The sequence below is a fragment of the Campylobacter concisus genome, from assembly GCF_003048595.2.
Taxonomy (GTDB): domain Bacteria; phylum Campylobacterota; class Campylobacteria; order Campylobacterales; family Campylobacteraceae; genus Campylobacter_A; species Campylobacter_A concisus_L.
On the sequence record NZ_CP049270.1, the window covers coordinates 1,078,073 to 1,103,783 of the forward strand.

Annotated in this window: 27 protein-coding genes; 13 read left to right on the forward strand and 14 right to left on the reverse strand. The window is 39.3% G+C overall.

The window, feature by feature from the left end; translation table 11 throughout:
- Position 1: 1 nt before the first annotated feature.
- Both CVT15_RS05495 and modD read left to right on the forward strand, forming a co-directional pair.
- The gene (locus tag CVT15_RS05495; RefSeq protein ID WP_103576355.1) at positions 2-262 is read left to right on the forward strand and encodes a helicase; all 261 of its coding nucleotides are present in this window, start codon (positions 2-4) and stop codon (positions 260-262) included.
- Between the two features lies 1 nt (position 263).
- The gene (modD, locus tag CVT15_RS05500) at positions 264-1,097 is read left to right on the forward strand and encodes a ModD protein (protein WP_103576356.1); all 834 of its coding nucleotides are present in this window, start codon (positions 264-266) and stop codon (positions 1,095-1,097) included.
- A gap of 357 nt (positions 1,098-1,454) precedes the next feature.
- Here modD and CVT15_RS05505 read toward each other — a convergent pair whose 3' ends face one another.
- The 5 genes from CVT15_RS05505 to abc-f all read right to left on the reverse strand — a co-directional run bounded on the left by CVT15_RS05505 (position 1,455) and on the right by abc-f (position 8,907).
- Positions 1,455-3,395 carry a BCCT family transporter gene (locus CVT15_RS05505; protein WP_103576358.1) on the reverse strand — a complete coding sequence of 647 codons (1,941 nt, stop codon included), beginning with the start codon at positions 3,393-3,395 and terminating at the stop codon, positions 1,455-1,457.
- 126 nt (positions 3,396-3,521) lie between these two features.
- Positions 3,522-4,967, reverse strand: a complete 1,446-nt coding sequence (locus CVT15_RS05510; RefSeq protein ID WP_103576359.1) for a DKNYY domain-containing protein — start codon at positions 4,965-4,967, stop codon at positions 3,522-3,524.
- Entirely contained in the window at positions 4,964-6,478 is a 1,515-nt protein-coding gene (locus CVT15_RS05515; RefSeq protein WP_103576360.1) for a DKNYY domain-containing protein, read from the reverse strand. Before CVT15_RS05515 ends, CVT15_RS05510 begins: the two co-directional genes overlap by 4 nt.
- 346 nt (positions 6,479-6,824) lie before the next feature.
- The gene (locus tag CVT15_RS05520; RefSeq protein WP_180998498.1) at positions 6,825-6,974 is read right to left on the reverse strand and encodes a hypothetical protein; all 150 of its coding nucleotides are present in this window, start codon (positions 6,972-6,974) and stop codon (positions 6,825-6,827) included.
- A 1-nt stretch (position 6,975) separates the two neighbouring features.
- On the reverse strand, positions 6,976-8,907 hold the full coding sequence (gene abc-f, locus CVT15_RS05525; RefSeq protein ID WP_103576361.1) for a ribosomal protection-like ABC-F family protein: 1,932 nt from the start codon (positions 8,905-8,907) through the stop codon (positions 6,976-6,978).
- A 103-nt stretch (positions 8,908-9,010) separates the two neighbouring features.
- Here abc-f and CVT15_RS05530 point away from each other — a divergent pair, with 103 nt between their 5' ends.
- The 3 genes from CVT15_RS05530 to CVT15_RS05540 all read left to right on the forward strand — a co-directional run bounded on the left by CVT15_RS05530 (position 9,011) and on the right by CVT15_RS05540 (position 11,560).
- Positions 9,011-10,330, forward strand: a complete 1,320-nt coding sequence (locus CVT15_RS05530; RefSeq protein WP_103576362.1) for an MATE family efflux transporter — start codon at positions 9,011-9,013, stop codon at positions 10,328-10,330.
- On the forward strand, positions 10,306-11,001 hold the full coding sequence (locus tag CVT15_RS05535) for a M48 family metallopeptidase (RefSeq protein ID WP_230853903.1): 696 nt from the start codon (positions 10,306-10,308) through the stop codon (positions 10,999-11,001). The genes CVT15_RS05530 and CVT15_RS05535 overlap by 25 nt, the downstream gene beginning before the upstream one ends.
- Positions 11,002-11,074: 73 nt before the next feature.
- Positions 11,075-11,560: a tetratricopeptide repeat protein gene (locus CVT15_RS05540; RefSeq protein WP_107898190.1), complete on the forward strand. Its 486-nt coding sequence runs from the start codon at positions 11,075-11,077 to the stop codon at positions 11,558-11,560.
- A 139-nt stretch (positions 11,561-11,699) separates the two neighbouring features.
- Here the strand turns inward: CVT15_RS05540 and CVT15_RS05545 are convergent, their stop codons facing one another.
- Both CVT15_RS05545 and CVT15_RS05550 read right to left on the reverse strand, forming a co-directional pair.
- Positions 11,700-13,766: a TRAP transporter permease gene (locus CVT15_RS05545; protein ID WP_107898189.1), complete on the reverse strand. Its 2,067-nt coding sequence runs from the start codon at positions 13,764-13,766 to the stop codon at positions 11,700-11,702.
- 86 nt (positions 13,767-13,852) lie between these two features.
- On the reverse strand, positions 13,853-14,794 hold the full coding sequence (locus CVT15_RS05550; RefSeq protein WP_107698543.1) for a TAXI family TRAP transporter solute-binding subunit: 942 nt from the start codon (positions 14,792-14,794) through the stop codon (positions 13,853-13,855).
- A gap of 314 nt (positions 14,795-15,108) precedes the next feature.
- Here CVT15_RS05550 and CVT15_RS05555 point away from each other — a divergent pair, with 314 nt between their 5' ends.
- The 4 genes from CVT15_RS05555 to CVT15_RS05570 are packed head-to-tail and all read left to right on the forward strand — an operon-like array spanning position 15,109 to position 18,321.
- Positions 15,109-15,981: a phosphate ABC transporter substrate-binding protein gene (locus CVT15_RS05555; protein WP_103576677.1), complete on the forward strand. Its 873-nt coding sequence runs from the start codon at positions 15,109-15,111 to the stop codon at positions 15,979-15,981.
- A 4-nt stretch (positions 15,982-15,985) separates the two neighbouring features.
- The gene (gene pstC / locus CVT15_RS05560; RefSeq protein ID WP_103576676.1) at positions 15,986-16,843 is read left to right on the forward strand and encodes a phosphate ABC transporter permease subunit PstC; all 858 of its coding nucleotides are present in this window, start codon (positions 15,986-15,988) and stop codon (positions 16,841-16,843) included.
- Complete coding sequence (locus CVT15_RS05565; RefSeq protein WP_103576675.1) at positions 16,830-17,687, forward strand: PstA family ABC transporter permease; 858 nt, start codon at positions 16,830-16,832, stop codon at positions 17,685-17,687. Before pstC ends, CVT15_RS05565 begins: the two co-directional genes overlap by 14 nt.
- On the forward strand, positions 17,656-18,321 hold the full coding sequence (locus CVT15_RS05570; RefSeq protein ID WP_103576674.1) for a phosphate ABC transporter ATP-binding protein: 666 nt from the start codon (positions 17,656-17,658) through the stop codon (positions 18,319-18,321). The genes CVT15_RS05565 and CVT15_RS05570 overlap by 32 nt, the downstream gene beginning before the upstream one ends.
- Before the next feature lie 26 nt (positions 18,322-18,347).
- Here the strand turns inward: CVT15_RS05570 and CVT15_RS05575 are convergent, their stop codons facing one another.
- The 4 genes from CVT15_RS05575 to CVT15_RS05590 are packed head-to-tail and all read right to left on the reverse strand — an operon-like array spanning position 18,348 to position 21,361.
- The gene (locus CVT15_RS05575) at positions 18,348-19,220 is read right to left on the reverse strand and encodes a carbon-nitrogen hydrolase (protein ID WP_103567192.1); all 873 of its coding nucleotides are present in this window, start codon (positions 19,218-19,220) and stop codon (positions 18,348-18,350) included.
- Between the two features lies 1 nt (position 19,221).
- Positions 19,222-20,148, reverse strand: a complete 927-nt coding sequence (locus CVT15_RS05580; protein WP_103576673.1) for a cation diffusion facilitator family transporter — start codon at positions 20,146-20,148, stop codon at positions 19,222-19,224.
- A 2-nt stretch (positions 20,149-20,150) separates the two neighbouring features.
- Complete coding sequence (locus CVT15_RS05585; protein ID WP_103576672.1) at positions 20,151-21,119, reverse strand: agmatine deiminase family protein; 969 nt, start codon at positions 21,117-21,119, stop codon at positions 20,151-20,153.
- Positions 21,116-21,361 carry a CBU_0592 family membrane protein gene (locus CVT15_RS05590; protein ID WP_021089339.1) on the reverse strand — a complete coding sequence of 82 codons (246 nt, stop codon included), beginning with the start codon at positions 21,359-21,361 and terminating at the stop codon, positions 21,116-21,118. Before CVT15_RS05590 ends, CVT15_RS05585 begins: the two co-directional genes overlap by 4 nt.
- Positions 21,362-21,471: 110 nt before the next feature.
- On the opposite strand from CVT15_RS05590, the gene CVT15_RS05595 reads away from it, so the two are divergent.
- The 4 genes from CVT15_RS05595 to CVT15_RS05610 all read left to right on the forward strand — a co-directional run bounded on the left by CVT15_RS05595 (position 21,472) and on the right by CVT15_RS05610 (position 24,473).
- Positions 21,472-22,125, forward strand: a complete 654-nt coding sequence (locus CVT15_RS05595; protein ID WP_087577942.1) for an amino acid ABC transporter permease — start codon at positions 21,472-21,474, stop codon at positions 22,123-22,125.
- Complete coding sequence (locus tag CVT15_RS05600; RefSeq protein WP_103576671.1) at positions 22,112-22,780, forward strand: amino acid ABC transporter permease; 669 nt, start codon at positions 22,112-22,114, stop codon at positions 22,778-22,780. Before CVT15_RS05595 ends, CVT15_RS05600 begins: the two co-directional genes overlap by 14 nt.
- A gap of 1 nt (position 22,781) precedes the next feature.
- Positions 22,782-23,519 (forward strand): amino acid ABC transporter ATP-binding protein, encoded by a 738-nt coding sequence (locus CVT15_RS05605; protein ID WP_103576670.1) that lies wholly within the window; start codon positions 22,782-22,784, stop codon positions 23,517-23,519.
- Between the two features lie 93 nt (positions 23,520-23,612).
- A complete protein-coding gene (locus CVT15_RS05610) occupies positions 23,613-24,473 on the forward strand; it encodes a cysteine ABC transporter substrate-binding protein (protein WP_021091264.1) in 861 nt (286 codons plus the stop codon).
- On the opposite strand, the gene CVT15_RS05615 is transcribed toward CVT15_RS05610, so the two are convergent.
- From CVT15_RS05615 to CVT15_RS10010, 3 genes are all read right to left on the reverse strand, one after another.
- Positions 24,468-24,818 (reverse strand): GNVR domain-containing protein, encoded by a 351-nt coding sequence (locus tag CVT15_RS05615; RefSeq protein ID WP_087586619.1) that lies wholly within the window; start codon positions 24,816-24,818, stop codon positions 24,468-24,470. The two genes, CVT15_RS05610 and CVT15_RS05615, sit on opposite strands and share 6 nt — an antisense overlap.
- A gap of 15 nt (positions 24,819-24,833) precedes the next feature.
- On the reverse strand, positions 24,834-25,313 hold the full coding sequence (locus tag CVT15_RS10005) for a hypothetical protein (RefSeq protein ID WP_230853904.1): 480 nt from the start codon (positions 25,311-25,313) through the stop codon (positions 24,834-24,836).
- 179 nt (positions 25,314-25,492) lie between these two features.
- Positions 25,493-25,711: a Wzz/FepE/Etk N-terminal domain-containing protein gene (locus CVT15_RS10010; protein WP_230853905.1), complete on the reverse strand. Its 219-nt coding sequence runs from the start codon at positions 25,709-25,711 to the stop codon at positions 25,493-25,495.

Here is a 25,711-nt window from a genome sequence, read left to right on the forward strand (position 1 = left end):
TTTGAAAAACGAAACAAAAATAAGTGGCAAACTACTTGATATAAACACTCATAGACAAGTATCAAAAGTCGGTATGGGCATCACTTTAGCCTCAGTTTGCTTAAGTGCCCTTTTTATGAAAAAAAATAAAAGCATTAAGAAATTTCACGTTGCTTCAGGCATTGCATTTACTTGTTTTGCCCTTTATCATGCTGGGCTTTATGACAATGGAATCTTTAAAAAAATGATAATAAAAGCAAAAAATGAGGTAAAAAAGGCATAAAATGATACTTAGCGACGCAGAAATTCTAAGCTATATAAATGAAGATATACCTTACTTTGATCTTACTACGTCGCTTCAAAATATCGATAAAAAAGCCTCACTTGAAATTTATTCACGTGATGAAATTTGTGTTAGCTGCGTTGATGTGGCCGCAAGTGTTGCAAGGCTACTTGGGTGTGAGAGTGAAATTTTTGTGCAAAATTCTCAAATTTGCAAAGCTGGTGATGTAATCATAAAAATTTGTGGTAGCTATGAAAATGTGCATAAAACTTGGAAACTAGCTCAAGTCGCACTAGAATATGCCAGCGCCATCGCAACTTATACAAACAAAATGGTAAATGCCGCAAAGTGCGTAAATAAAAAATGCGAAGTGTTGGCAACTAGAAAGAGTTTTCCATTTGCTAAGAAATTTTGCGTAAAAGCCGTACTTGAAGGTGGTGGTGGCATCCATAGACTTGGGCTTAGCGATAGCATTTTATTTTTTAAAAACCACATGAAAGCCTATGGTAGCTTTGATAAATTTTTATCACATTTGCCAGAGTTTAAAGCAAAAATGGCCGAGCGAAAAGTATGCATCGAAGCTGAAAATTTAGACGAAGCAAATAAGCTTTTAAAAGTAAACTGCGACGTCGTGCAGTGCGATAAATTTAGTCCAGAGCTCATCGAAAATGTACTCTCTTTAAGAGATGAGATTTCGCCAAATAGCATTATCCTAGCAGCTGGCGGCATAAATTTAGCAAATGTAAAAGAATACGCAAATGCCGATACGATAGTAACATCAGCGATGTATTCAAAAGGCGTTGCTGATATCAGCACCAGACTTGAGATTTTATAAATTTTTACAATGACCGATACAGCAAAACATCTATCAAAGTTAAAAATTTACAGAAAATGCATTTTGGCTCTGGAATTTGAACGATACGCAACAAAAAATTAACATTTTTTATTTAAAATTTATCTCATAGCTACAAGCAAAAATACAAACCAATAAAGTTAAATTTTCTAATTTGTTTTCTCTAAAAAATAAGGACACTCATATCTTGCTTTACACCACGTGCATAAAACTCAATCAAATTTTAAAATTTACAAACAAGTATATCACGCTTTTAAATTCAGTAACAAACGATAACGAGTGAGTAAAATTTAGAATTTGCCTAGAAATTTTCAAATTCCAGGCAAATTTCACTCAAATTTACTCTCTAACAACATGTAAAAACTGCATGTGTTTGCGGTATTGCTCGATGACGTCGTTTATCAGCGTGGCTTCGCTCCAGCCAAGCACGTCGTAGTCCTGACCGCCCTCTTTTAGATAGACTTCAGCTCTATAGTAAAGATCATCGCCGTCAAGCTCTCTGGTGTAGTCTGGGCTCTGGCTTTTGGTGAGATAGACGCCATATCTAAAGTCCATCTCATCGCCAAGTCCAACGTTTAAATTTACAAAATTTTCACCATTTGTGACCTTTGCTTCAAGCCCATTTTTGGCAAATTCCTCTTTTAGCTCGTTAAACGCTTTTAGTACGACTTCGTTTAAAAATTTCTTGCCATCTTTCTTGCCTGGAAGCGTGATGATCGCGCTTAGTCGCTCCTGCCAAGGTTTTGAAAGATCGCTAAGAGGCATGTTACTAAAGTTATTTGTCTCTTTTTTGGTTAGATCCACACGTAGCGCCTTAAATAGCCCGTAAATAGCGCCAAGTAGCACGATCGCAAATGGCAGTGCTGTGGTGATAGTAAGCGCTTGAAGTGAGGCAAGTCCGCCAGCTAGCATCAAAAATGCCGCCACAATGCCCACTGCAACGCCCCAAAATACCTTTTGCCAAACTGGCGTATCGTCTTTGCCGTTTGAGCAAAGCATGTTCACAACGATCGCTGCTGAGTCAGCAGAAGTTACAAAAAATATGACGATCATAAAGACTGCGATCACGCTTAGCACGCCTGAGAAGCTAAATTTTTCTAAAAACATAAATAGCGCTGAGGCTGAGTCAGAATTTACGGTCGTTGCTAGCTGGCTAAAGCCATTTTGCACGAGCGAGATCGCTGAGTTGCCAAAGAAACTCATCCAAGCAAAAGTAAAGCCAGTCGGCACTAAAAGCACGCCTATGACAAATTCTCTTATCGTTCTGCCTTTTGAAATTTTAGCGATAAATAGCCCCACAAACGGCGACCAAGAGAGCCACCAAGACCAGTATAGCAGCGTCCAGCCACCAAGCCAGCTATCATTTTGCTTCTCGTAGGCGTAGAGGTTAAATGTGTTTGAAATAAGCGTAGAGACGTAGTCGCCGCTATTTTGTACAAATGACTTTAAAAGCTGCGTCGTATCGCCCAAAAATAGTATGAAAAACATAAAACAAATAGCTAGTGCGATGTTTGCGTTTGATAAGATTTTGATGCCCTTATCCACGCCACTTGCCGCTGAGATGGTTGCAGCTAGGCAAAGCACTATTAAAAGCGTGATATGCATGGTTGGCAGCCCAAAAACGTGTGTAAGACCCGCATTTACCTGAAGTACGCCATATCCAAGCGAGGTCGCCACGCCAAAAAGCGTCGCCACGACGGCAAATGTATCGATAGCATTGCCTATCTTGCCATAAATTTTATCGCCAATTATCGGATAAAACGCCGATCTAAGCGTGAGTGGCAAGCCGTGCCTATACGAGAAAAAAGCAAGTATTAGCGCCACGATAGCATAAACTGACCATGCCCCCATGCCCCAATGAAAGAAAGTGATATTCATCGCAAGCTTTGCTGCAGCGATGCTTTGCGGGTCACCAACTGGTGGGTTTAGATAGTGCATAAGCGGCTCAGCCACACCAAAAAATACTAGACCTATGCCCATACCAGCGGCAAAAAGCATAGAAAACCACGAGATATTTTTATGCTCTGGCTTTACGTGATCGGCTCCTAGTTTGATCTCGCCAAGCTTGCTAAAGCCAAGGATGATGACGCTAAGAAGTATGACGGCAACAGCAAGGATGTAAAACCAGCCAAATTTTGCCGAGATGTAATCTTGCATACCCTTAAAAAATTCATTTGAGAAATTTGGAAATACCGCTGCAAATGCTGTTATTAAAACTATCACAATAAGTGATGGGATAAATACTGAATTATTAAATTTTGATCTTTGAAATTTGATCATTTTTCCTCCTTTTTGTAATGTCAGCTTGCTTTCAAACTAACAAAAAAGAGTAAATAGGTCAAATTTTCTCTTTAAATTTTTTATGAAATTTTAAGCTTCAGCCACCAAAAATAGCCACTTTGAAATTTATCTCAAGTCTCTTTCATCTCTCTTTGGTTTTGCAAGAGTTGTTAGCACTATGACGACAAAAGCAATGCCAAATGTGATATACAAGATGATCTTTGGCGAGTCAAACTCTATCCTAGATCTCGCGACCTCTTCGCCGCTTGCCTCCACTAGCTCGCCGCGCTTTATCATCTGGCTGATATCTTTTGCGCTAAGCTCTTTAGACGCTCTTGTTAAAATTTCAATTACGCTAAGATCAGCCACCTCATAAACGCTATGTCTAATGCCATAAAATGGCTTTATATTGCTAAAAAAATAGACCTTATCGCCGTTTGCATAGACTGCGCCATACTCGCCATCTTTTACCAGTCCTATCTCACGCCAAGAGCCATTTGGGGCAAATTTATATAAAGAGACAGTTTGTGCCACTAAGTGCCTACCATGCTTTGAGCGTTGCCACTCTTCGCCTTGCTGTAAAAAATACGCTGAGCCCTCATCTACAAAAACGTCAGCATAGAGCCTTTTTAGCTCGCCTTTTAGCTGATAGTCTGAAATTTTAACTTGTTCGTTTTTACTGCTATCCCAAAAGTAAATTCCATCTTTGCTGGCAAAAAGAGGCCAAAACGAGTGCACGTTATCCACGCTATAAATGGCGCTATAAGGCATATTTTGGGCGCTAAATTTGAGCTCATTTGCAAACACCGCCCCACTTTTTGGCTCAAAAAGATATTCTATATCGTGCTTTGGGTCATAACATATACGGCGCGTCTCATCTGAGTAGCTCGCATCAAGCCTATAAAAGCCCATAAACAAGCTTTTGCCATCTGTGTAATATCCGCTAGCAGCGCCATTTTCTGTCGTGATGTATCTTAGCTCGCTAGGCTGCGCGTCAAGCTTTTCGCCCTTGTAGTAAAGCGTGCTGCCGTCTCTTGCAAAGCCAGCGTCAAAGATAGGCTCTAAATTTGTGCTTTCAACCCTTTTTATCCTGTAAAAATAAGGGCTATCATCGTAGCTTTTTATAAAAACGTGAACAAGGTTTTTCATAATGGCGCTAAATTCGCTAAATCCCGCCTCTTTCTCGCTTCTAGTGGCGCAATAATAGCTTATCTTGCCATCACTTAGATAGCCATTGCCAAGCACTTTGGTGCTGTTTGGATCAAGACCAGGCAAAATTTCTCTAGCGCAATAGACACTGTTTTTATCAGCCGCCACATTTGAGTAGTCGTATGCGTGTTTTAGCTTTAAAACCCTAAAACTAGCTTCATCAACGCCTTTTAGCTCATACTTGCCACTGCCTGAAATTTGAACATAAATTTTACCATCTGGCGAGCGGTAAAACTCGCTATTATCAATGTTTGCAAAGCTTCTTTGATACTCGCCCTCATGCCACAGATAAAGCATCGCCAAAACAAAAAATAATGTCAAAATGACAAAAAGATAAAGTATCTTAGTCGCAATTTTTCTCATAATCTATAATCATCTACCCTTTTTTTAAGCTTGTTTGCTTGCTTTTTATTTTTAAAAATAGAGCCAACCACCGAGACAATAAATGCGATGGCTAAAAATATCCAGTAGGCATATTTTTGCGAGTAATCATCAAAGTCGCTTATCGCATCGATCACCACCTCGCCTTCAGTCGGCGTCATAGCGCCTTGATCTACCATTTTTACTATCTCATCAAGTTTTAAATTCTTAACATTTGGGCCATAAGGACGAGTGAGAATTTCAACCACGCCAAGGTCGTTTATATTATAAACGCTGCTGTTAAAATGCCAGCCGTAGCCGACGTTATCAAAATAATATGTCTTATCTCCGTTTGCATAAACCGCTCCGTAACCATCGTTTCTTACAAGCCCTATCTTTCGCCACTGCTCTTTTGTATCAAGCCTTACAATACACGTGTGGCGTGAGCTTAGGCTGTGGTCATTTTTTGTGTTGTGCCAAATTTCATAGGTTTTTAGAAAATATGTCTTGCCATCACTTATCACCACATCGCCATATAGCGGCGTTATCTCGCCTTTAAAAGGATCGTCGCCGTCTCTTACAAACTCGCCCTCATCTATGCTGTTATACCACTGCCACTTTCGCTCCCAGTGATAGATACCGCCTTTACCACGAAAGAGCGCATGATAGGAGTGCTCATCTTTTAGGTTAAAAAGTGGCTCGTATGGGGCAAATTTGGGGTCAAATTCGTGATCGTTTGCATAGACCATGCCAGAATTTGGCTCATAAAGATAGTGAATGCGCCATATCTCGCCGATATCACGCATTTGCGGGTTAAATTTAATCCCTAGTTTTGAGCTGTCATAATAGACATTTTCTCCGTCAGTCGTAAAATGCACGCTCTTTCTGCCAGATGCCTGCTCGATGTAGCGCATTTTGCTGGCATTTGCGCCCTCTAGCTCTTTGCCATCATGATAGACCTTAACGCCGTCACTTGCGTAGCCAAAGCCCAATATCGCTGCTAAATTTACGTTATCAACCTCTCTAAATTTATAGATGTGAGTTTGCGCTTTTGGAGTGTTAAACATTTTATGTGAGACGATGTCCCAAAACTCTTTAAATGCGGATATTTCGAGGTTTGTCTCGCTTACGCTATCGCAAAAATATGTGATCTTGCCATCGCCAAAGTAGCCATTGCCAAGCGCTCTAACGCCATTTGGATCAAGCCCACTCATCACGAGATTACCGCAATATACCGCCTTATCGCTAGCGCCAACGTTTCTGTTGTCGTATTTGCCGGTGTCAATGTATCTAAATTTACTGGCCCTCACGCCTATTAGCTCAAATTTACCACCACTTGGTACCATGGCATAGACCTTGTCGTCTTTGACGTAAAAAAAGCTATTATTTAGCTCTTTACTATCGCCAATGTCGTCATCTAAAATAGTAGTCAAACCAAAGATAAAAAAATAGACAGCAAAAAATATCACAACAATAGCGATCACTACAGAGATTAGCGGATGTTTTTTTAGCATTTTAGCCCCATTTCAAACAAATTTAGCGACCTCATCAAGCCGCAAAACCTCATACATTTAAATTTCAAAGTCCTATACAAATATAAAATATCTAAATATCAAAAACTTAAGATATGCAAATTTACCCATCAAAAACAGAAAACAAGCGACTGCTAATGTAATAATAAGCCTAATAATATTAAATTCCAGCGTAACCCCATAATAAATAAAGACTGACGCAATAAAGCATAAATAAAAATAACTAAGCATGAAGATCAAATTTTTAATCCTTGCAAAAAGCCCTAACTCCTCGCTGCTTTTTGCGATTAGCCTAATGGTCTCTATATTATTTAAAAATCCAACCTTGTTATATTAGATCGCCTACTTCATATTTTTCTATCTCTGGTGAAAACACCCCGCTAAATCTCTCTTTACCTATCAAAAGGCTCATGCTTGTGGCTAAATTTTGCCTAACAACTCTTCTATTTAGCGCGCTTATCCTACCGATCTTTTTCAAGCTACTCGAGCTCCTCAGCGATCTCAAGCACTTCAAAATAGTCATTTTCTAGGCTTTCAAGCTCGGCTTTTGCCTTTTCTAGCTCTTCATAAAGCTTAGTAAGCCCCACTTCTTGATAAATTTTAGGATCGCTAAGCCCCTCGTTTAGCTCGGCTACTCTTGCTTCAAGGGTTGAAATTTTATCTGGATATGTGTTTAAAATTTTCGTCTGTTTATAGCTCAGCTTTGCGCCAGATTTGCTCTTTTGTTTGGTTTCATTTTGGCTATTTGAGAGCTCTTTTTCAAATTTATCAAGCTCTTTTAGTTCATCTTCAAGCTCCAAATAGACGCTATACTCTTCATGTAAGACATTTATCTTTGTGCCCTCAAACGCCCAGAGCTTATTTGCCATCTTATCGACAAAATATCTATCGTGGCTTACTAGCAAGATAGCCCCCTCAAAGCTTTGCAAGTAGTCTTCTAAAATGTTGATAGTTGCGATATCAAGGTCGTTTGTCGGCTCGTCAAGCACCAGCACATCGTAAGTTTTGGTAAAAAGCATCGCAAGTGCGACACGGTTTTTCTCGCCGCCACTTAAAACGCCTATCTTTTTATCCAGAAATTCCTTTGGAAAGAGGAAATTTTTAAGATAGCCATAAACGTGCATATTTCGCCCACGAACAAGCACGTGATCGCCGCCGTTTGGGCAAAAGGTCTCTATAAGGCTCTTTTCATCGTCAAGGACATTTCTAGCTTGATCAAAGTAGCCGATACTCACCTCGCCTCTTTTTATCTCGCCGCTACTTGGCTTTTCAAGTCCTAGCAAAATTTTAAGTAGCGTGCTTTTGCCGCTACCATTTCGCCCCACTATGGCGATCCTCTCGCCTTGTAATACCCTTGCGTCAAATTTTTCAAAAAGCACCTTGCCGTCTATGCTTTTGCTTAAATTTTTAAACTCAAAGAGCATTTTTTTGCGGTTTTGGCTCTGCGTTTGGTTGAAATTTTTACTCGCACGCTCTAGCTCAAGTCTCACACGCCTTATCACGCCTGGGTTTTTCTTGGCTTCTTCTCGCATAGCAAGCACCCGCTCTTTTCTACCCTCGTTTCGCTTTAGCCTAGCTTTCACGCCTCTTCTTAACCACTCCTCTTCAGCCTTTAGCTGTTTTAGCAGAGTCTCATGCGACTTTGCAAGGCTTGCTAAAATTTCCTCTTTTTTGGTTAGATAGTTTGCATATCCACCCTCGAAATTTTTTAAGCTTGCATCCTCAACCTCAACGCACCTGGTTGCCAGCGCATCGATAAAATACCTATCGTGGCTTATAAAAACTATGCTTTGATTTGAGCTTTTAAGCATATCTTCAAGAAATTTGACCATATAGACATCAAGGTGGTTTGTTGGCTCATCAAGTAGCAGCACATCTGGCTTTTTAAGGATGAGCGCACCCAGTGCCACGCGTCTGATCTCGCCGCCACTTAGCGAGCAAATGGGTCTGTTCTCATACTCTTTTAGCTTAAATTCTTGCAAAATTCGCTCGATCTTATGCTCGATATTCCAGCCGTCCTTTGCCTCTATAAATTTTAAAAGCCTCTCTTGCTCTTTTAAAATTTCTTTGTTTTCAGGATCATTTGCTAGCAAAACACCGCTCTTTTCATATTCGCTTATCGCGTCAAATATCTCTTTTAGCTCGTTATTTAGTGCCTGCCTTACGGTAAAAGTTGCGTTAAAATTTGGAGTTTGAGCTAGCATCTCTACGCTTATTAGGTTTTGCACTATGCGTCTGCCACTATCTACTGCCACCTCGCCAGAGATGATCTTCATAAGCGTGCTTTTACCGCTGCCATTTTTGCCGATGATAGCTATTTTCTCATTTTCATTTACACTAAAATTTACAGCGTTTAAAATCTCGTTTGCGCCAAATTTTTTACTTACGTCTATCAGGTCGATTAATGCCATTTTTCTCTCATTTTTTAAATTTCTCGCGATTATATCAAAAGGGAGCTAAAACCTAATTTTGGCTATAATCGCCAAAATTTTTAAAATAATTAAGGAAAATTTAATGAACTTATCTATGAGAAAACTCGTAGTTCCGATATTTTTAGATATGTTTTTACACTTCATTACGCTCATTATCAACACCTACATGGTGACAAAAGTGAGTGTGCATCTAGTTGGTGCAATGGGTGCTGGTAATCAAGTGATGGATCTTTTTATGACCATTTTTAACTTCCTAAGCATTGGCTGCTCGGTTGTCGTCGCCCAAGCACTGGGAGCTAAAAAGAACGATCTTGCCTCAAACGTCATACACGCAAGTATCACGTCAAATACACTCTTTGGTATCTTCTCAGCTATCATTATCTACGTCTTTGGCTACAACATCTTAAATTTACTAAACGTGCCAAAAGAGCTTATAAATGATAGCTTCTTATATCTTCATATCCTTGGCTTTGCCCTACTTTTTGATGGTATCGGTATGGTGCTAGCTGCTGTGCTTCGTGTTTATAACCTAGCAACTGCTGTTATGCTAACTTCGGTTTTAATGAACGTAATTACGATTTTAGGCAATGCTATCTCCCTTTTTGGCTGGTTTAATCTGCCAAATTTAGGCCTACAAGGAGTCGCTATCTCGACACTTGTTGGCAGATTAGTAGGCATTTTTGTGCTAGCTTATATGCTGAGTCAAAAGGCAAAAGTTAAAATTTATTTTAAAAAGCTACTTGTCGTACCATTTGAAATTTTAAAGAAAATCCTCTCAATCGGCCTTCCAAGCGCAGGCGAAAATTTACTCTGGATGGCGCAATACATGGTCGCTTTTGGCTTTGTGGCAAGTATGGGTGAGGCTAGCCTTAGCGTACAGACCATTTACTTTCAGATCACGCTTCTTATCTTGCTTTGTGGAGCGAGCATTAGCGTGGCAAACGAGGTCATTGTAGGACATTTAGTTGGAGCAAGCGAGTTTAACGAGGCCTATACAAGGACATTTAGGGCGTTAAGACTTGGAGTTTTTATAACGCTTGTAGTCGTGCTTATAGCTTATGCGCTAAAGTATCAGATCATGGACGCACTAAATTTAAACGAAAATTTACGTGCGATCATGCTACCACTTTTTACACTTTCGATATTTCTTGAAGCGGGCAGAACCTTTAACATAGTCATCGTAAATGCCCTTCGTGCAAGCGGTGATGCAAAATTTCCTCTTGCGACTGGCCTTATCTTTATGTGGGGGCTTTCGCTGCCACTTGGATATTTCTTAGGCATCTATCTTGGCTGGGGAATTATCGGCGTTTGGATAGGGTTTTGTGCTGATGAATGGCTAAGAGGCCTTGCAAATACATGGCGTTGGAGAAGCAAAAAATGGCAAGAAAAACGCCTAGTTTAAAGCAAAAAATGGCAAGAAAAACGCCTAGTTTAAAGCAAAAGAGCATAAATTTAGACTTTTATGGGCTAAGCATTTTAATAAATTTTAAAACAAATGTAAAATCCATGCGTTTAAGAGTTGGTAAGGACGCTAAGATCACGCTATCTATGCCATTTTACAGCACACAAAAGATGGCTCTTAGCTTTCTTGAGATGCATAAAATTTGGCTTGAAAATACTTACAAAAAAGCTCTTGTAAATTTGCCAAAAGATAATGAGATGAAATTTCTTGGACAAGTTTATAAGATAAAATTTGATGAAAATTTTAAAGAGCCATTTTTTGATGGCGAGTTTGTCTTTACGCCAAATTTAAAAAGCCTTGAGTGTTTTAAAAAAGTAAGAGCAAAAGAGCTGTTTTTAGAGCTTGTAAGCCATTTTCAGCCTTTTATAAATAAGCCAATCAAGCGCATCGTCATACGAAATAGCAAAACTCGCTGGGGCAGCTGCAATCATAAAAAAGGCTATATAAACCTAAGCCTAAGACTCATAGAAAAGCCACTCTCAGCCGTGCGCTACGTCGTTCTTCACGAACTAACACACATGCTCTATCCACATCATCAAAAAAGTTTTTACGATTTTATAGAAAAAATCATGCCTAATTATAAAAAACAAGAGCAAATTTTAAAAGCGTAATTATTTTTCATCAAGTAAGTGTAAAAATTAATATGCTAAAATTGCATGTTAATTCACAAAAAAGGGAATTTCAATGAAAAAAATGATTTTTATCTCAATCTTAGCTGCTTGTGCTTTTGCAGGTAACTTTGAAGATGGCCTAAAGGCATATGGGAGCTCGAATTTCAAAGAAGCTTTAGCTAAATTTGAAGCAGGATGTGCAGAAAATGATGTAAAATCATGTGTAAAAACTGGCGCCATTTACCAACTAGGAAAAACGGCTCTGCCTAATCCAAGCAAGGCCTTGGAGTACTATAACAAAGCTTGCGAAGCTGGCGAGGTTGAAGGTTGCTCGGCAGCTGGTGGACTTTATCTAAATACTGAGCCACAAAAAGCAAGAGAACTTTTTAATAAAGCTTGTGAGAAGAATGATGGATATTCTTGCGAGATGGTAGGTTCTATCTTGATAGAGGCTAAAGAATTTAAAAAAGCTTATGAATTTTTAGTAAAAGGCTGCGAATTAGGCGATAAGATGTCTTGCGAATTTGCAGGCGATCTAAGACGCTCAAAACAACTATAATTTTTAGGCTTACGAGCCTAAAAATTTCTTAAAACAAAAAAATCCAAAAAATACTTATTTTAAATAAAAATTACCCAAAGTATAAAGGTAGTCTAAAAATTTATATTAGAAATTTAGGCAAGAATGCTCTTGCCTAAGATTAGATTATTTTTATTTGATCAAGTGGTTTATCTTTAATGCCCCATTGAGTCATAAAAACAAATCCATAAAGTACAGCAGCTACGATATAAGCAGTGTATTCGTTTGGTATAAGATTAAATTTCGCACATATATTTGGTACAAGAGCTAGTGGCACAACCGGAATCAAAAGAATACGCTCCCAAATTCTAAGCTTTGTGACATAGTAGCCTTGAAGTAAGCTTGAAAATGCAAACATTCCCACGATCGCCATACCAAAGACAAGTAAAATTTCAAGCGGATTACTCATCCAGACTATTCCTTTTGAATCAAGCGGATCGCCCTCATTTACGCTATCTATTAGCATAAGTTTGTTGTTAAAGAAAAAAGCAAATGGTAAGATCGCTGTTCTTAGATCATAAAAGAATCCTTGAACGCCAACAGTTATAGGATTTGCTTTAGCGATACCAGCTGCTGCATAAGCTGCGATACCAACTGGTGGTGTATCATCGGCTAAAATTCCAAAGTAAAAGACAAAAAGATGCACAGCAATGGCTGGGATCAAAAAGCCATTTTTGTGTGCCAAAAATAAAATAACAGGTGCCACAAGACTTGAAACTACGATGTAGTTCGCTGTTGTTGGAAGGCCCATTCCTAGTATAAGTGACATCATCGCAGTAAGAAGCAATATCATAACTATATTATCACCAGCAAGTAACTCAACTAAATCTGAAAGTACTTGGCCAAGGCCAGTTAAAGAGATAGAGCCCACGATGATGCCAGCAAGCGCTGTTGCGATGGCAATAGTAGTCATACTTTTTGCGGCTGTAACCATCGCCCAAAATATATCCTCAAAGCCAATAAGTACGTCATTTATACCAACTTTTTCGCCACTTGCTAGCTTTTTAGTTGGCTCTTGAAAGATCATTATTAAAAATAAAAATCCAATCGCATTAAAAGCCGCCGAGATAGCTGATTCTTTTGCGATTAGCAATGTATAAAGTAAAATCAAGATCGGCGTTATGTAGTGAAGACCGCTCACAAAAATTTTAAATCTTGAGTGAAATTCGCTCTGATCTATGCCTTTTAGCCCAAGCTTTACGCTCTCTAAATGCACGATAAAAAATAGCGACAAATAGCATGCAAATGCAGGAATTACCGCTGCCATCATAACATTTGTATATGTCATGCCTAAAAACTCAGCGATAATAAAAGCAGCCGCACCCATGATAGGTGGCATGAGCTGTCCATTTACACCGGCTGCAACCTCGATAGCACCAGCTTTTGTGCGCGAAAGACCAGCTTTTTTCATAAGCGGTATGGTAAATGTACCAACAGTTACGACATTTGCTGTTGAGCTACCTGAAACCATGCCTGTTAGGCCACTTGCGATGACTGAGGCTTTGGCTGGGCCACCTCTATATTTGCCAAGAAGCGAGAAGGCTAAATTTATGAAGTATTGTCCAGCTCCTGCCCTTTCAAGCAATGAGCCAAAAAGAACGAAAAGGTAGATAAAACTAACGCTAACGCCGATAGGCACACCAAAGACACCCTCTGTTGTTAAAAACATATGTCCTGCGATCTTTTCTAGGCTAGCACCCTGATGAGCGATGATGTCTGGCATATAAGGGCCAAAGTGATCGTATATCAAAAATATAGCACAGATGATACCAAGAGCTGGCCCCATCACGCGTCTACCACCCTCAAGCAAGATAAAAATAGCGATAAATGAGATGATCACATCTTGCTTGATATAGTCCCCCGTCCTATCAGCAAGCTCGTAGAAATATACTGCTGGATAAAGCACGGCAACAACGCCTATCACGCAAAAAACTAGATCGTAAAACGGCAAACTTGAGTGAGCCTTTTTATGAAAAGTGACTGGATAGAGCAAAAATACAAGCCCAACCGCAAAAGCTAGGTGCACTGAGCGTGAAATGTTAGTATTTAGCGGGAAATACGCTATATAAAGCTGAAAAACCGACCAAGAAAAGCATACAATCGCAATGAAATAGTTGTAAAAATTGCTATTTATCTCCCTTGTTTTTACCTCGACAAATTGTTCTTCATTGTCTTTAACTTCGTTCATCTCTCTCCTTTAAAATTTAAATATATAAATTTAAAAGAATTTGCATATTTAAATTTTATCCAGAGGCAAAAGCCCCTGGAAATGGACTATTTTAAGATACCAGCCTCTTTAAACGCAGCCTCTGCAGCTGGGTGAAGCGGAGCTGAAAGACCTTGAACGAGATCTTCTTTTTTAACTGATTTTAGTGCTGGGTGAAGAGTTTTATACTCATCAAAGTTGTCTAAAATAGCTTTTATCACAGCTTTTACAGCCTCATCTTTTGTGTCTTTGCTAGTTACTAAAACAGCTTTTACGCCAATAGTATTTACATCGTGATCGACGCCATCATAAGAGCCTTTTGGGATGACGCCTTTTGCAAAGTATGGTTTCTCTTTAAGAAGCTTATCGATCTCACTACCTTCGATATTTAGGATATCAATCGGCAAAGATGTCGCAGCATCAGTGATGTTTGCAGTTGGATGGCCGACGACAAAGCTATATCCGTCTATCTTTTTATCTTTTAGTGCGTGTGGGCATTCGCCAACTGTTAAAACGCCGCGGTATCCTAGTTTTGAAACGTCAAAGCCTTTTGCTTTAAAGACTTCAAGTGTGCTCACTTCGTTGCCGCTGCCTGGGTTGCCAACGTTGTATTTTTTACCTGCAAATGAAGCAAGATCGCTTGTCAGACCGCTATCTTTTGCTACAACAAATGCAAGAAGTTCTGGATAGATCGCAACTACTGAGCGTAAATTTTCATCTTTTGCTCCGTCAAATTTGCCAGTGCCGTTAAATTTATCATAGACAACGTCACTTTGAACAAAGCCAAATGTGAGCTCTTTTTTCAAAACGTTATTTACGTTATAAACAGAGCCGCCAGTTGATTGGACTGAGCATTTTACATTAGTATTTTTGTTTGCTAAACGGCAAATCGCTCCACCTATCGGATAATAAGTGCCTGTCATGCCGCCAGTGCCGATACTGATAAATTCTTTTGCTGAAAGAGTTGTTGCTAAAAGCAAGCCAGCAAGTGCCAAAGAAGTAGTTTTCATCTAAGATCCTTTCAAGAAATTTAAGGCTATTTTATTCTATAAATTTAGCTTTTTACCTTATTTAATATGATATTTTCATGCCGTTTTGGTAAAGTTGCAACCATTCTACACAATCAAGACTTAAAAAAATATTTTCTTAAGATTAATTTTATATTTCTTTATCAGCCAAAATAAATTTGATAAATCAGCTATTTAAATATCATTTTTTATTGTATAATCCACCGCAGTTCTAAGTTTTAGAAAAACTGTTGCAAATTTACAACTAACCAATAGCTTTTATAAATGTTAATAATAATCAAATTTTGGAGGTTTTTATGAAAAAATCACTTATGTTGGCCGCTTCTATGCTGCTTTTATCTTTAAATTTCGCTTCTGGCGCGGATGAGAAAACGCAAGTTAGCTTTAGTGGCTCATCTACTCTAGCTCCGGTCATCGCTAAAATTTCAACTGACTTTATCGAAAAATACGAGACTTGGGATAAAGTAGATAGCACTTTACCAAACAAAAATATCACCATTTTTGTCTCAGCTGGTGGCTCTGGCGCTGGCGTAAAAGCTGTGCTTGATCATGTCGCTGACTTTGGCATGCTAGCTCGCGACATAAAAGATAGCGAAAAAGCAAAGATCAAGGATATGAAAGCCTATACACTTGGTATAGACGCACTTTGCGTGGCTGTAAACCCAGAAAATGAGGTAATAAAGCTAAAGGGCGGAAATTTGAGTAAAGATGAGATTATCAAAATTTTCTCAGGCGAGTACAAAAAGTGGAGCGACCTTGACAAATCTCTACCAAATGACGAAATAGTCGTAGTTACAAGAGATCTTGGCGGCGGTGCTCACGAGGTATTTCAAAAAAAGATCATGAAAGATGTAAAAGTTAGCAAAAACGTCATCCAATCACCTTCCATGGGCGCACTTGTCTCAAAAATAATCGAAAATAAAAACGCAATTGGCTACGCTTCTTTTGGTATCACAAATCAAAACAAAGGCAAACTAATACCGCTAAATGTTGACGGTGTAGAGCCAACTGTGAAAAATATAGTTGACGGCAAATACTACATCTCTCGTCCACTCATCATCGTAAAAAGTGGCGATCTAAGCAAGAGCGAGCAAATTTTTGTTGATGTGCTAAATTCAGCCGAAGGTCAAAAGACTATCGAAAAAATGGGATTTATACCAGTAAAATAGTCTAATGACAGGGCAAATTTTTAAAGGCGGGGTATATGCTTTCACACTTTTATCCGCCGTGCTTTTGCTTTTACTCGTGGGGTTTTTACTACTAAATTCCACGAGTTTTTTTGCAGAAGTAAACCTTTTTGACTTCTTGCTAAATGACGACTGGGACGTTAGCACAGAGCCATTTAGCTTTGGGCTGTTTAATATCCTAATCGCAAATTTCGCAGTCGCATTTTTAGCTTGCATATTTTCATTTTTTATCTCGCTTGGCGTTACTATCTTTATCTGCTTTTTTGCAAGTGCTTGGCTTAGGCATGTGCTAGACTGGATGATAAGAATTCTAGCTGGCATACCCTCTATCATATATGGATTTTTCGCGCTTTACACGGTTGTAAAAATTTTAGAGTCAGAGCTAAAAATGTCCGCTGGCGAGTCAGTCTTGGCAGCTAGCCTCATCCTTAGCGTCATGATACTGCCCTTTTTTACTTCGCACTTGCTCCAAAGCGTGGGTCTACTAAAACAAAATTTCAAAACAAACTCAGACGCGCTTGGCGTAAGCACTGGATACTTTATACGTAAGGTCATTTTAAGAAAATCGATCAAAGCAAGCATTTCAGGCTTTATACTCGCATTTTCAAGAGCAGCTGGCGAGACTATGGCTGTGATGATGGTCATAGGCAACACCCCACTTTTTCCGCACCTGCTCTCAAAAGCTCAGACCATACCATCTCTAATAGCCCTTGAAATGGGTATGAGCGAGGCTGGCAGCTTGCACTATCACGCTCTTATTGCAAGCGGATTTATCCTGCTTGTTTTTATATTTATGCTAAATATTTTTATCTTTAAATTTGAGAAAAACAATGAACACTTTTAAAGATCATCTAGTCAAATTTTATGCTTATCTTTGCGTATTTATAGTGGTTGCGGTGATATTTTGGATATTTTATTTCATCTTTGTAAATGGCATCTCTCAGATAAATTTAGACTTTCTGACCAAAAACCCGCAAGGTTTAAATTTAGGTGAGAGTGGTGGCATAAAAGACGCCATCATAGGCTCATTTTTGCTGATGATACTATCTATGATATTTTCTGCGCTTCTTGGCGTTAGCTGCGCCATTTATAGGCAAATTTACTGCGCTTCTAGCACGATCAAGCTTGGGCTTAAATTTATCATCCAAACGATGGCCTCCATACCTTCTATCTTACTTGGGATGTTTGTTTATGGGCTTTTTATCGTTAGTCTTGATATCCCTAAAAGCCTGCTAACAGCTAGCATTACGCTTGCCTTGATGGTCTTTCCATTTGTTGAAGTAAGCACAGAAAAGGTGATCTCGCAGATCGATGAAAAGATCTTAAGAGATAGCTTCGCGCTTGGCGTTGATAAAAATTTCATGGCTAGAAAGCTGGTTTTGCCAACTATTAGAAAAAATATAATATCTATCTTGATACTTGCTGGCAGCTACGCCATAGGGGCTACCGCACCGCTACTTTTAACAGGGGTCGTTTTTATGGCAAAGGCAGAAGGCCTGCTCTCGCCAGTTATGGCACTGCCTTTTCACCTGCACATGCTCCTAAGCCAGTCAGTCGCAACGCAAAATGCATATGCCACGGCGCTCGTGCTAATTTTTATTTTGATCATTTTGCACCTACTTTCAGCTGTAGTTTTATTTGATATAGGAGAGAAAATTGCCAGATATTTTAAACATAAAAAATCTTAGTATCTTTTACCAAGATAATGAAATTTTAAAAGATCTAAATTTAAACGTCGCCGAAAACAAGATCATCTGCCTAATGGGAAGCTCAGGATGTGGCAAATCGACATTTCTTTCAGCGCTAAATGGCTTTTTGGAGCAAAAAGGCGGCAGATATAGCGGAGAAATTTTATTTAAAGGCGAAAATATCAAAAATAAGGGCGAAATTTGGCTAAGAAGGAAGCTAGCCATACTCTTTCAAGACGCCACACTCTTTCCTTTTAGCGTCGAGAGAAATTTGACCTATGCAATGGAATTTTACGAGGGCAGCATAAAAGATAAGCAAAAAAGAGTAGAAGAGCTCTTAAAAAGCGTAAATTTACTGGGTGAAATAAGTGACCTAGATATGCCAGCTAGCAAGCTCTCTGGTGGTCAAAAGCAAAGACTTTGCATCGCAAGGATGCTAACTACAAAGCCTGAAGTACTCATGCTTGATGAGCCTTGCTCATCGCTTGATATGAAAAATGTCTTGATCGTAGAGGAGCTTTTAAAAAGCTTGTCGCAAAGATACACTATCATCATCACCACGCACAATGAGGAGCAGGCAAAAAGGCTTGGCGGCAGGATAGTTCGAATTGTAGATAAGAAATTTAAATTTTAAAAGAGCTAGAAATTCTAGCTCTAAATTTAGTCGATAAATCTTTTTGTGATATTTGCGTAGGCATCGATCCTGCGGTCTCTTAAAAATGGCCAAATTCTGCGCACTTCTTCGCTTCTTTTCATATCTATTTCAACGATCTTGCAAAGCTCATCTGTGCTATTTGCACGGAAAAGTTGTTCGCCTTGTGGCCCAAAAACAAAGCTATTTCCCCAAAATTTTATCCCATCCATCACGCCGCTATCATCTTTTTCAAAGCCCACGCGATTTACTGCGACCACTGGCAAGCCATTTGCCACACTGTGACCTCTTTGCACCGCCACCCACGCTTCAAGCTGTCTTGACTTTTCATCATCACTATCGCCCTCAAACCAGCCAATAGCCGTTGGATAGATGAGAATTTTTGCCCCTTTTAGCGCCATTAGCCTTGCTGCTTCTGGATACCACTGATCCCAGCAAACCAAAACGCCAAGCTTGCCAAGGCTTGTTTCAACTGGCTCAAAGCCAATATCACCAGGCGTGAAGTAAAATTTCTCGTAAAATCCAGGGTCATCAGGGATGTGCATTTTTCGGTATTTGCCAGCCACGCTGCCGTCACGCTCGAAGACAAAGGCGGTGTTGTGATAAAGTCCGTCAGCCCTCTTTTCAAAGAGCGAAGTGACTAAAACTACGCCATTTTCTTTTGCTACCCTACCCCAAAAAGCGACGTCCTCTTGCCAGTCGTTTGCGTGATCAAAGAAATTTGTATCCTCGCTTTGGCAAAAATACTGCGTCTGGTGCAGCTCTTGGCATACTACTAGATCAGCGCCGCCTTTTTTTGCCTCAGCTATTAGCTCAAGCGTCTTTGCGATAGTTGCCTCTTTTGTGCCTTTAAATTCTTGTTGAAGTAGTGCTACTTTCATCTCATCTCCCTTCTTTGTCGTTGTATGGGTCTAAATGCGTGGTTATCTGCCACGAATAATCCCTAAATTTCTCTCTTATCTCAGCTTCAAGCGAGTCGGCCACCTCGTGCGCGTCGTAAAGCGAGATATCTTTGTCAAAAACTAAATGCAGCGTTAAAAATATGGTATTTGCGCTCTGTCTTGTGTTTAGATAGTGAAAGTCTGAAACCCCCTGCTTTGCCTTTATCATCTTGATGATCCCCTCTGTGATCTCAGGACTTGCTGCGTGATCTAGCAAGACACCAAGGGCATCTTTGCCAAGGCTTATCGCGCTTTGAGCGATGTAGCCACTTATCACGATACCAAAGATAGCATCTATCATCACAAATCCGCTAAATTTAATAATAAGTAGCGAGATAATGACTGCTAGGTTGCTAAAAAGGTCGATCTTATAGTGCAGCGCGTCTGCTTTTATGATAAGGTTGCCACTTTTTTTAGAAATTTGGTTTAAAAATAGCACCAAACATAGCGTCACTACAACCGAAAATACCATCACACCAAGGCTTAAGCCAAGGTCTATCTCTAAATTTGGCTCGCTAAATTTCTTAATGCTCTCATAAAAGATAAAGCCTGACGCTAACACGATGATGACGCACTCAAATAGCGCTGCTAACGCCTCTAGCTTTGTGTAGCCAAAGTTAAATCTCTCATCAGCTTGCTTTCTTGACTTTCTAAGCGCAAATAAATTTAAAAGTGACACGATAAAATCAAGCATCGAGTCGATCGCCGAGCCAAGTACAGCGACCGAGCCGCTAAAAAGTCCGGCTGCAAATTTCACAAGTGCGAGCAAAAAGGCGCAAGCTCCGGCTGCGATAACGGCCTTATTTTCACCCTGTGTGCACTCCTGCTTATTTATACGGTTAAACTCATAATCAAACGGACTTGACAAGATTAAGCCCTTTTGTATCTATTTTGGCTTGAGCAGTGAAGCGAGCCATTTTGACGGACAAAAACTAACGAATTTACACCGATGATCTTTCTATCTGGCAATGCCTGAGCTAGTAAATTTAGCACCTTTTCATCGTTTTCATCATTATATGTTGGCACGATTAGCGCACCATTTATAAAGATGAAGTTCGCATATGTGCAGCCAAGCCTTTTACCATCATAAAATTTAGGCTTAGGAAGCGGCAAAGCAAGTAGTTTAAAGCCAGTTTTTTTAAGCTCATCTTCCATCTTTTTAAGCTCATCAAAGTGCTCATCACTCTTGTCATCGCAAGCTGCGTAAGCTATCGTATCAGGCGTGATAAAGCGCGCTAAAGTGTCGATGTGACTATCTGTATCATCGCCTTTTATAAAGCCATTTTCAAGCCAGATGATACGTTTTAAGCCAAATAAATTTTTTAGCTTTTCTTCGATCTGCTCTTTGCTAAGCGCTTTGTTTCTATTTTCATTTAGCAGGCATTTTGAGGTGGTTAAAAGCACGCCATCTCCGTTGAACTCAACACTTCCGCCCTCTAGTATCATATCAACTGGCTCAAGCTTGGTCTTGTAAATTTTAGCTAGCTCTAAATTTATCGCATCATCTTTTGAACTCTTAAATTTACCACCCCAAGCGTTAAATTTAAAGTCATAGCTCTTTACGCCATCCTTGGTGCAAACATCGATCATACCGTAGTCTCTGATCCAAGTATCGTCAGTATCAAGTTTTACAAACTCTACATTTTTAAATTTCTTAAATCTAGTGAAATTCGTCTCATCAGGGCAGATAAGCACCACCTTTTCATAGGGCGTAACAGCAGCCATAAGCTCCTCATAGCCCGCCAAAATCTCCTCTAAATAAGGCTCCCAGTCGCTCTTACTATGCGGCAGCGATAAAAACAAAAGCTCCTGCTCTTCCCACTCTGCATACGCTCTCACGCTCTCTCCTTGTAAATTTTATAAATTCCATAAATCGTAATGATTATCCAAAAGACCTCTATCAAAAATGATCCGAGGTTAAAGTGCACAAAAAGCGAGATTATAAGTAGCACCGCACCTGCTAAATTTATTATCTGATAGGCTAGATCGCGGCTATTTAGGCGGCCAATCTGAAGTAAAAAGTAGCCCATCACGATGCAAATCATCCCTAAAAAGCCAATGATCTGAAAAAGATCGATCAAATTTTATCCTTTTTGCAAGCTTAAATTTAAAGCAAGATCATATCTAATTAGTTTTAAATTTATGATTATAAGATAAAATAACTCCATTTTTCAGATTGGATTAAAGTTTTATGGATTTTGAGTTTATTGAGAAATTTTATCCGCTTTATGTTAAGGCCGGAGTGCTTACCTGTGAGATCGCCTTTTTAGGGATCGTTTTTTCTATTTTGATCGGTATTTTTTGTATGGCTGTGAAATTTTACAAGCTAAAATTTCTATCAAAAGTAATTGATTGTTATGTCGAGCTCTCAAGAAATACGCCTCTTCTTATACAACTTTTCTTTTTATATTATGGCTTGCCAAAGCTTGGGGTGTCGATGAGCGGCTTTGCCTGTGCGGTTGCGGGACTTAGCTTTCTTGGAGGCAGCTATATGAGTGAGAGCTTTAGACTTGGCTTTGAGGCGGTTAGAAGGTCGCAGATAGAAGCAGGACTTAGCATCGCACTTAGCAAAAATCAGCTCCTAAGATATGTTATCTTGCCTCAAGCATTTAGCGTAGCGGTGCCAAGTATTAGTGCAAATATTATCTTTTTACTAAAAGAGACAAGCATCGTTAGCATCGTGGCACTTGCTGATCTAGTTTACGTCGCAAAGGATCTCATTGGGCTTTATTACAAAACAGACGAAGCGCTTTTTATGCTGGTTATTAGCTATCTCATCATCATCTTGCCAGTCTCGCTGGTGCTTAGCTATGTCGAAAAAAGGGTGAGAAATGCAAGGAGTTAGTATATTATTTGATACGCAAAATTTACTAAGGCTCTTTGAAGGTCTAGTTGTTAGCACAGAAATTTCATTTATCTCTATTTTTATCTCTATAATCGGTGGCTTAGTGTTTGGCGTGCTTATGAGCATGAAAAACAAATTTATCTATTTTATTTTAAAAATTTGCCTAGAAATCGTTCGCATAATGCCTCAGATCGTTTGGCTATTTTTATTTTATTTTGGTGTCAGTAAGGCGTTTGATATTCACATTTCAGCATTTACAGCCTCACTCATCGTCTTTAGCTTGTGGGGAATTTTTGAAATGATGGACATCGTGCGTGGCGCAATAACATCAATACCAAAACATCAATTTGAATCAGCCGCCTCACTTGGGCTTAGTAAATTTCAAATTTACTCTCACGTCATCATCCCACTAGCCACGAGAAGGCTAGTGCCTGGGGCTGTAAATTTACTAAGCCGTATGATAAAAACGACCTCTATAGTCGTGCTAATTGGCGTTGTAGAGGTGGTCAAAGTCGGTCAGCAGATCATCGAGCGAAATGTATTTACAAATCCTATGGCACCATTTTGGATATACACGCTCATATTCTTTTTATATTTTGTGATCTGCTATCCAGTCTCAAAACTATCAAAACAACTAGAAGAAAAATGGAGCTAAAATGAGCGAAAACATATTAGAACTTAAAAAAATAAACAAATTTTATGGAGAGCTTCACGCCTTAAAGGATATAAATTTAGAGGTAAAAAGCGGTGAAGTGGTCGTGCTTCTTGGCCCATCAGGCTGTGGCAAAAGCACAACTCTTAGATGTATAAACGGCCTTGAGAGCATCGCTAGCGGTGAGATAATAATCGATGGTGAAGTGATTGATGCTAAATTTAATGATTGGCAAAGGATCCGCCAAAAAGTCGGCATGGTCTTTCAAAGCTACGAGCTGTTTGATCACATGAACGTCATAGATAATGTCCTTCTTGGGCCTTTAAAGGTGCAAAAAAGAGATAGAGTTGAGGCTGAAAAGACCGCTGATATGTGGTTAAGCAAGGTTGGACTTCTTGATAAGAAATTTGCCTATCCAAAGGAGCTAAGTGGCGGCCAAAAGCAGCGTATAGCCATTGTTAGAAGCCTGTGTTTAAACCCTGAGATCATGCTATTTGATGAGGTTACGGCTGCGCTTGATCCTGAGATCGTTAGAGAAGTGCTTGATGTGATACTAAATTTAGCCAAAGATGGCATGACGATGCTAATAGTCACCCACGAGATGAGCTTTGCAAGGGCGGTTGCAAATAAGATCGTATTTATGGACGCTGGAGCGATCGTGGAGATCAGCGAGCCGGAGGAATTTTTTACCAACCCAAAGAGCGACCGCGCGAAGAAATTTCTAAATTTATTCTCGTTTTAGAAAAAATAAGAGATAATTTGCCGTTTTTTCAAAATGCGTTTAGAGCGAAAATTTAACGCTCTTATTTATTTAACTTTTTTACAAGGAGAAAGAGTGAGAAAATTTAAATTTTTCTTATTAGCATTAATCGCTACCGTCTTTCTAACGGGTTGTGGTAATGACAAAGGTGCCGACACGGCAAAAGCTGCTTCAAACGAAGCTGATGCGATCGCAAAGATCAAAGAGCGCGGATATGTAAGAATTGGTGTTTTTAGCGACAAACCACCATTTGGCTATGTCGATAAAGACGGCAAAAATCAAGGCTATGATATTTACTTTGCAAAACGTATCGCAAAAGACCTACTAGGCGATGAAAGTAAGGTAAAATTTGAGCTAGTCGAGGCTGCTGGTAGAGTTGAAGTTTTAGTAGCTGATAAAGTAGATATCACGCTTGCAAATTTTACAAAAACACCTGAGCGTGCACAAGTTGTTGATTTTGCACTTCCATACATGAAGGTTTCGCTTGGCATAGTAAGCCCTGAAGGTGCAGTGATAAAGAGCATCGATGAGCTAAAAGACAAAACCCTAATCGTAAATAAGGGCACAACCGCAGACGCGTTTTTTACAAAAAATTATCCTGATATTAAGCTTGCAAAATACGACCAAAATACTGAAACATTTGCAGCTTTGGTTGATAAAAGAGGTGCTGCACTAGCGCATGATAACGCCCTACTTTTTGCCTGGGCGAAAGAGACTCCAGGTTTTGTCGTAGGCGTTGAAGCACTTGGTGATGTGGACGTGATAGCTCCAGCTGTTAAAAAAGGTAACAAAGTTTTACTTGATTGGCTAAACAATGAGATCATTGAGCTTGGAAAAGAAAATTTCTTCCACAAAGACTATGATGCTACACTAAAACCGATCTATGGCGATAGCGTAAATCCAGAATCTCTCGTCGTTGAAGGCGGCAAACTATAAAAATTTTGGAGGGTACTTAACCCTCCCGTTTATCTTTCTATTTTTTATTGAATCGTAAACCAAAACCCCGAATACGGACAGCATCAAACCCGACAAAAATGCAATTGCAATTATGATTACCTTTTTAGGTTTAACTGGTTTATTTGAGATAACTATATCGGAAACTATCTGCGTATTTTGGTAATTATAGGGCTCTAATGCAAGCTCTATGAGAGATCTTTGATCTAAAAGCTTATTTAATTCCTCGGTTTGCAAATTTACTAATTCTCTTTGTAAGGACGGTAATTTATCATTAACTAAGATATCTTTTTCCGCCTGCATATTTTCTAGCTCTACGCCAACCAACCTATCTAATCTATTCTACGCATCAGGTTTAGATTTTGTTAATAATACTTGCTTTTGCTGCTCAAAAGCTATCATACTTTGCTCTAAATTTGAAATTTGACTATAAATACCTTGTTCCATCATCTGGCGAAGTATAATATTTTCGGATTCGCCTACATTTTTATTGGTGCGAAGTTTTTCTAGCTCTGCTTCATATTTTTTTAATCTTTGCGTATTTAACTCTATATTCTTTCGCACCGACGGAATACTTATATCGTCTATTGCCGATATTTCGCGCTGTGCAGCAGGTATAATAGCGTCTTTCATATATGTTATTTGCCTATCTATACGAGGTATCTGCGTTGATTTTATATATTCTATCTGCTGTTGCTTTTCCACTATGACGTTGTTTTGTAAGAAATTTATCTGACGTTCTATATTTGCAAGCTGAACCTTTTTTAATTCGATATATGTGTTTATGGCATTTTGATGCTCGCTCGCCAAATCATCAACCATTTTATTTATCTGTTTTACGGCCGTATCGTTACTCTTTGCGACGACCTCTATGTCAAAAAACTTTTTATTATTTTTTACCTCCGATATCTTTTCTACTTTATAGTCGAGGCCTTCAACGCCTTTTAGCGGGTCGATATACTTTATCGTTAATTTTTGTACATTATCGGCGGTATTTGCTATTAAGATTTCTTCGCCGTTATCATTCTTATAGTATCCGTCTCAACCAAAGCCGTAGCCTTATATAGCGGCGTAGCTACAAAGGCATATAATCCGGCCGCCAACGAAGCCGCACCGGCAGTTAAAAAGATATATTTTTTATAATTCCATACTTTTTTGCCTAGTTCAAATAGATCTATCTCTTCGTCTTGATAAATTATTTGATTATTCCGTTCTGACAT

Bases quoted from the DNA above. Each gene is read 5' to 3' on its own strand.
- CVT15_RS05565 (WP_103576675.1), top strand. From the start codon at position 16,830: ATGAACACTTTTAAAGATCATCTAGTCAAATTTTATGCTTATCTTTGC.
- CVT15_RS10005 (WP_230853904.1), bottom strand. From the start codon at position 25,313: ATGGTTGATGATTTGGCGAGCGAGCATCAAAATGCCATAAACACATAT.
- CVT15_RS05535 (WP_230853903.1), top strand. From the start codon at position 10,306: ATGGCAAGAAAAACGCCTAGTTTAAAGCAAAAAATGGCAAGAAAAACG.
- CVT15_RS05510 (WP_103576359.1), bottom strand. From the start codon at position 4,967: ATGAGAAAAATTGCGACTAAGATACTTTATCTTTTTGTCATTTTGACA.
- CVT15_RS05605 (WP_103576670.1), top strand. From the start codon at position 22,782: ATGAGCGAAAACATATTAGAACTTAAAAAAATAAACAAATTTTATGGA.
- CVT15_RS05550 (WP_107698543.1), bottom strand. From the start codon at position 14,794: ATGAAAACTACTTCTTTGGCACTTGCTGGCTTGCTTTTAGCAACAACT.
- CVT15_RS05505 (WP_103576358.1), bottom strand. From the start codon at position 3,395: ATGATCAAATTTCAAAGATCAAAATTTAATAATTCAGTATTTATCCCA.
- CVT15_RS05540 (WP_107898190.1), top strand. From the start codon at position 11,075: ATGAAAAAAATGATTTTTATCTCAATCTTAGCTGCTTGTGCTTTTGCA.
- CVT15_RS05515 (WP_103576360.1), bottom strand. From the start codon at position 6,478: ATGCTAAAAAAACATCCGCTAATCTCTGTAGTGATCGCTATTGTTGTG.
- pstC (WP_103576676.1), top strand. From the start codon at position 15,986: ATGACAGGGCAAATTTTTAAAGGCGGGGTATATGCTTTCACACTTTTA.
- CVT15_RS05595 (WP_087577942.1), top strand. From the start codon at position 21,472: ATGGATTTTGAGTTTATTGAGAAATTTTATCCGCTTTATGTTAAGGCC.
- CVT15_RS05555 (WP_103576677.1), top strand. From the start codon at position 15,109: ATGAAAAAATCACTTATGTTGGCCGCTTCTATGCTGCTTTTATCTTTA.
- CVT15_RS05575 (WP_103567192.1), bottom strand. From the start codon at position 19,220: ATGAAAGTAGCACTACTTCAACAAGAATTTAAAGGCACAAAAGAGGCA.
- CVT15_RS10010 (WP_230853905.1), bottom strand. From the start codon at position 25,711: ATGTCAGAACGGAATAATCAAATAATTTATCAAGACGAAGAGATAGAT.
- CVT15_RS05600 (WP_103576671.1), top strand. From the start codon at position 22,112: ATGCAAGGAGTTAGTATATTATTTGATACGCAAAATTTACTAAGGCTC.
- modD (WP_103576356.1), top strand. From the start codon at position 264: ATGATACTTAGCGACGCAGAAATTCTAAGCTATATAAATGAAGATATA.
- abc-f (WP_103576361.1), bottom strand. From the start codon at position 8,907: ATGGCATTAATCGACCTGATAGACGTAAGTAAAAAATTTGGCGCAAAC.
- CVT15_RS05545 (WP_107898189.1), bottom strand. From the start codon at position 13,766: ATGAACGAAGTTAAAGACAATGAAGAACAATTTGTCGAGGTAAAAACA.
- CVT15_RS05530 (WP_103576362.1), top strand. From the start codon at position 9,011: ATGAACTTATCTATGAGAAAACTCGTAGTTCCGATATTTTTAGATATG.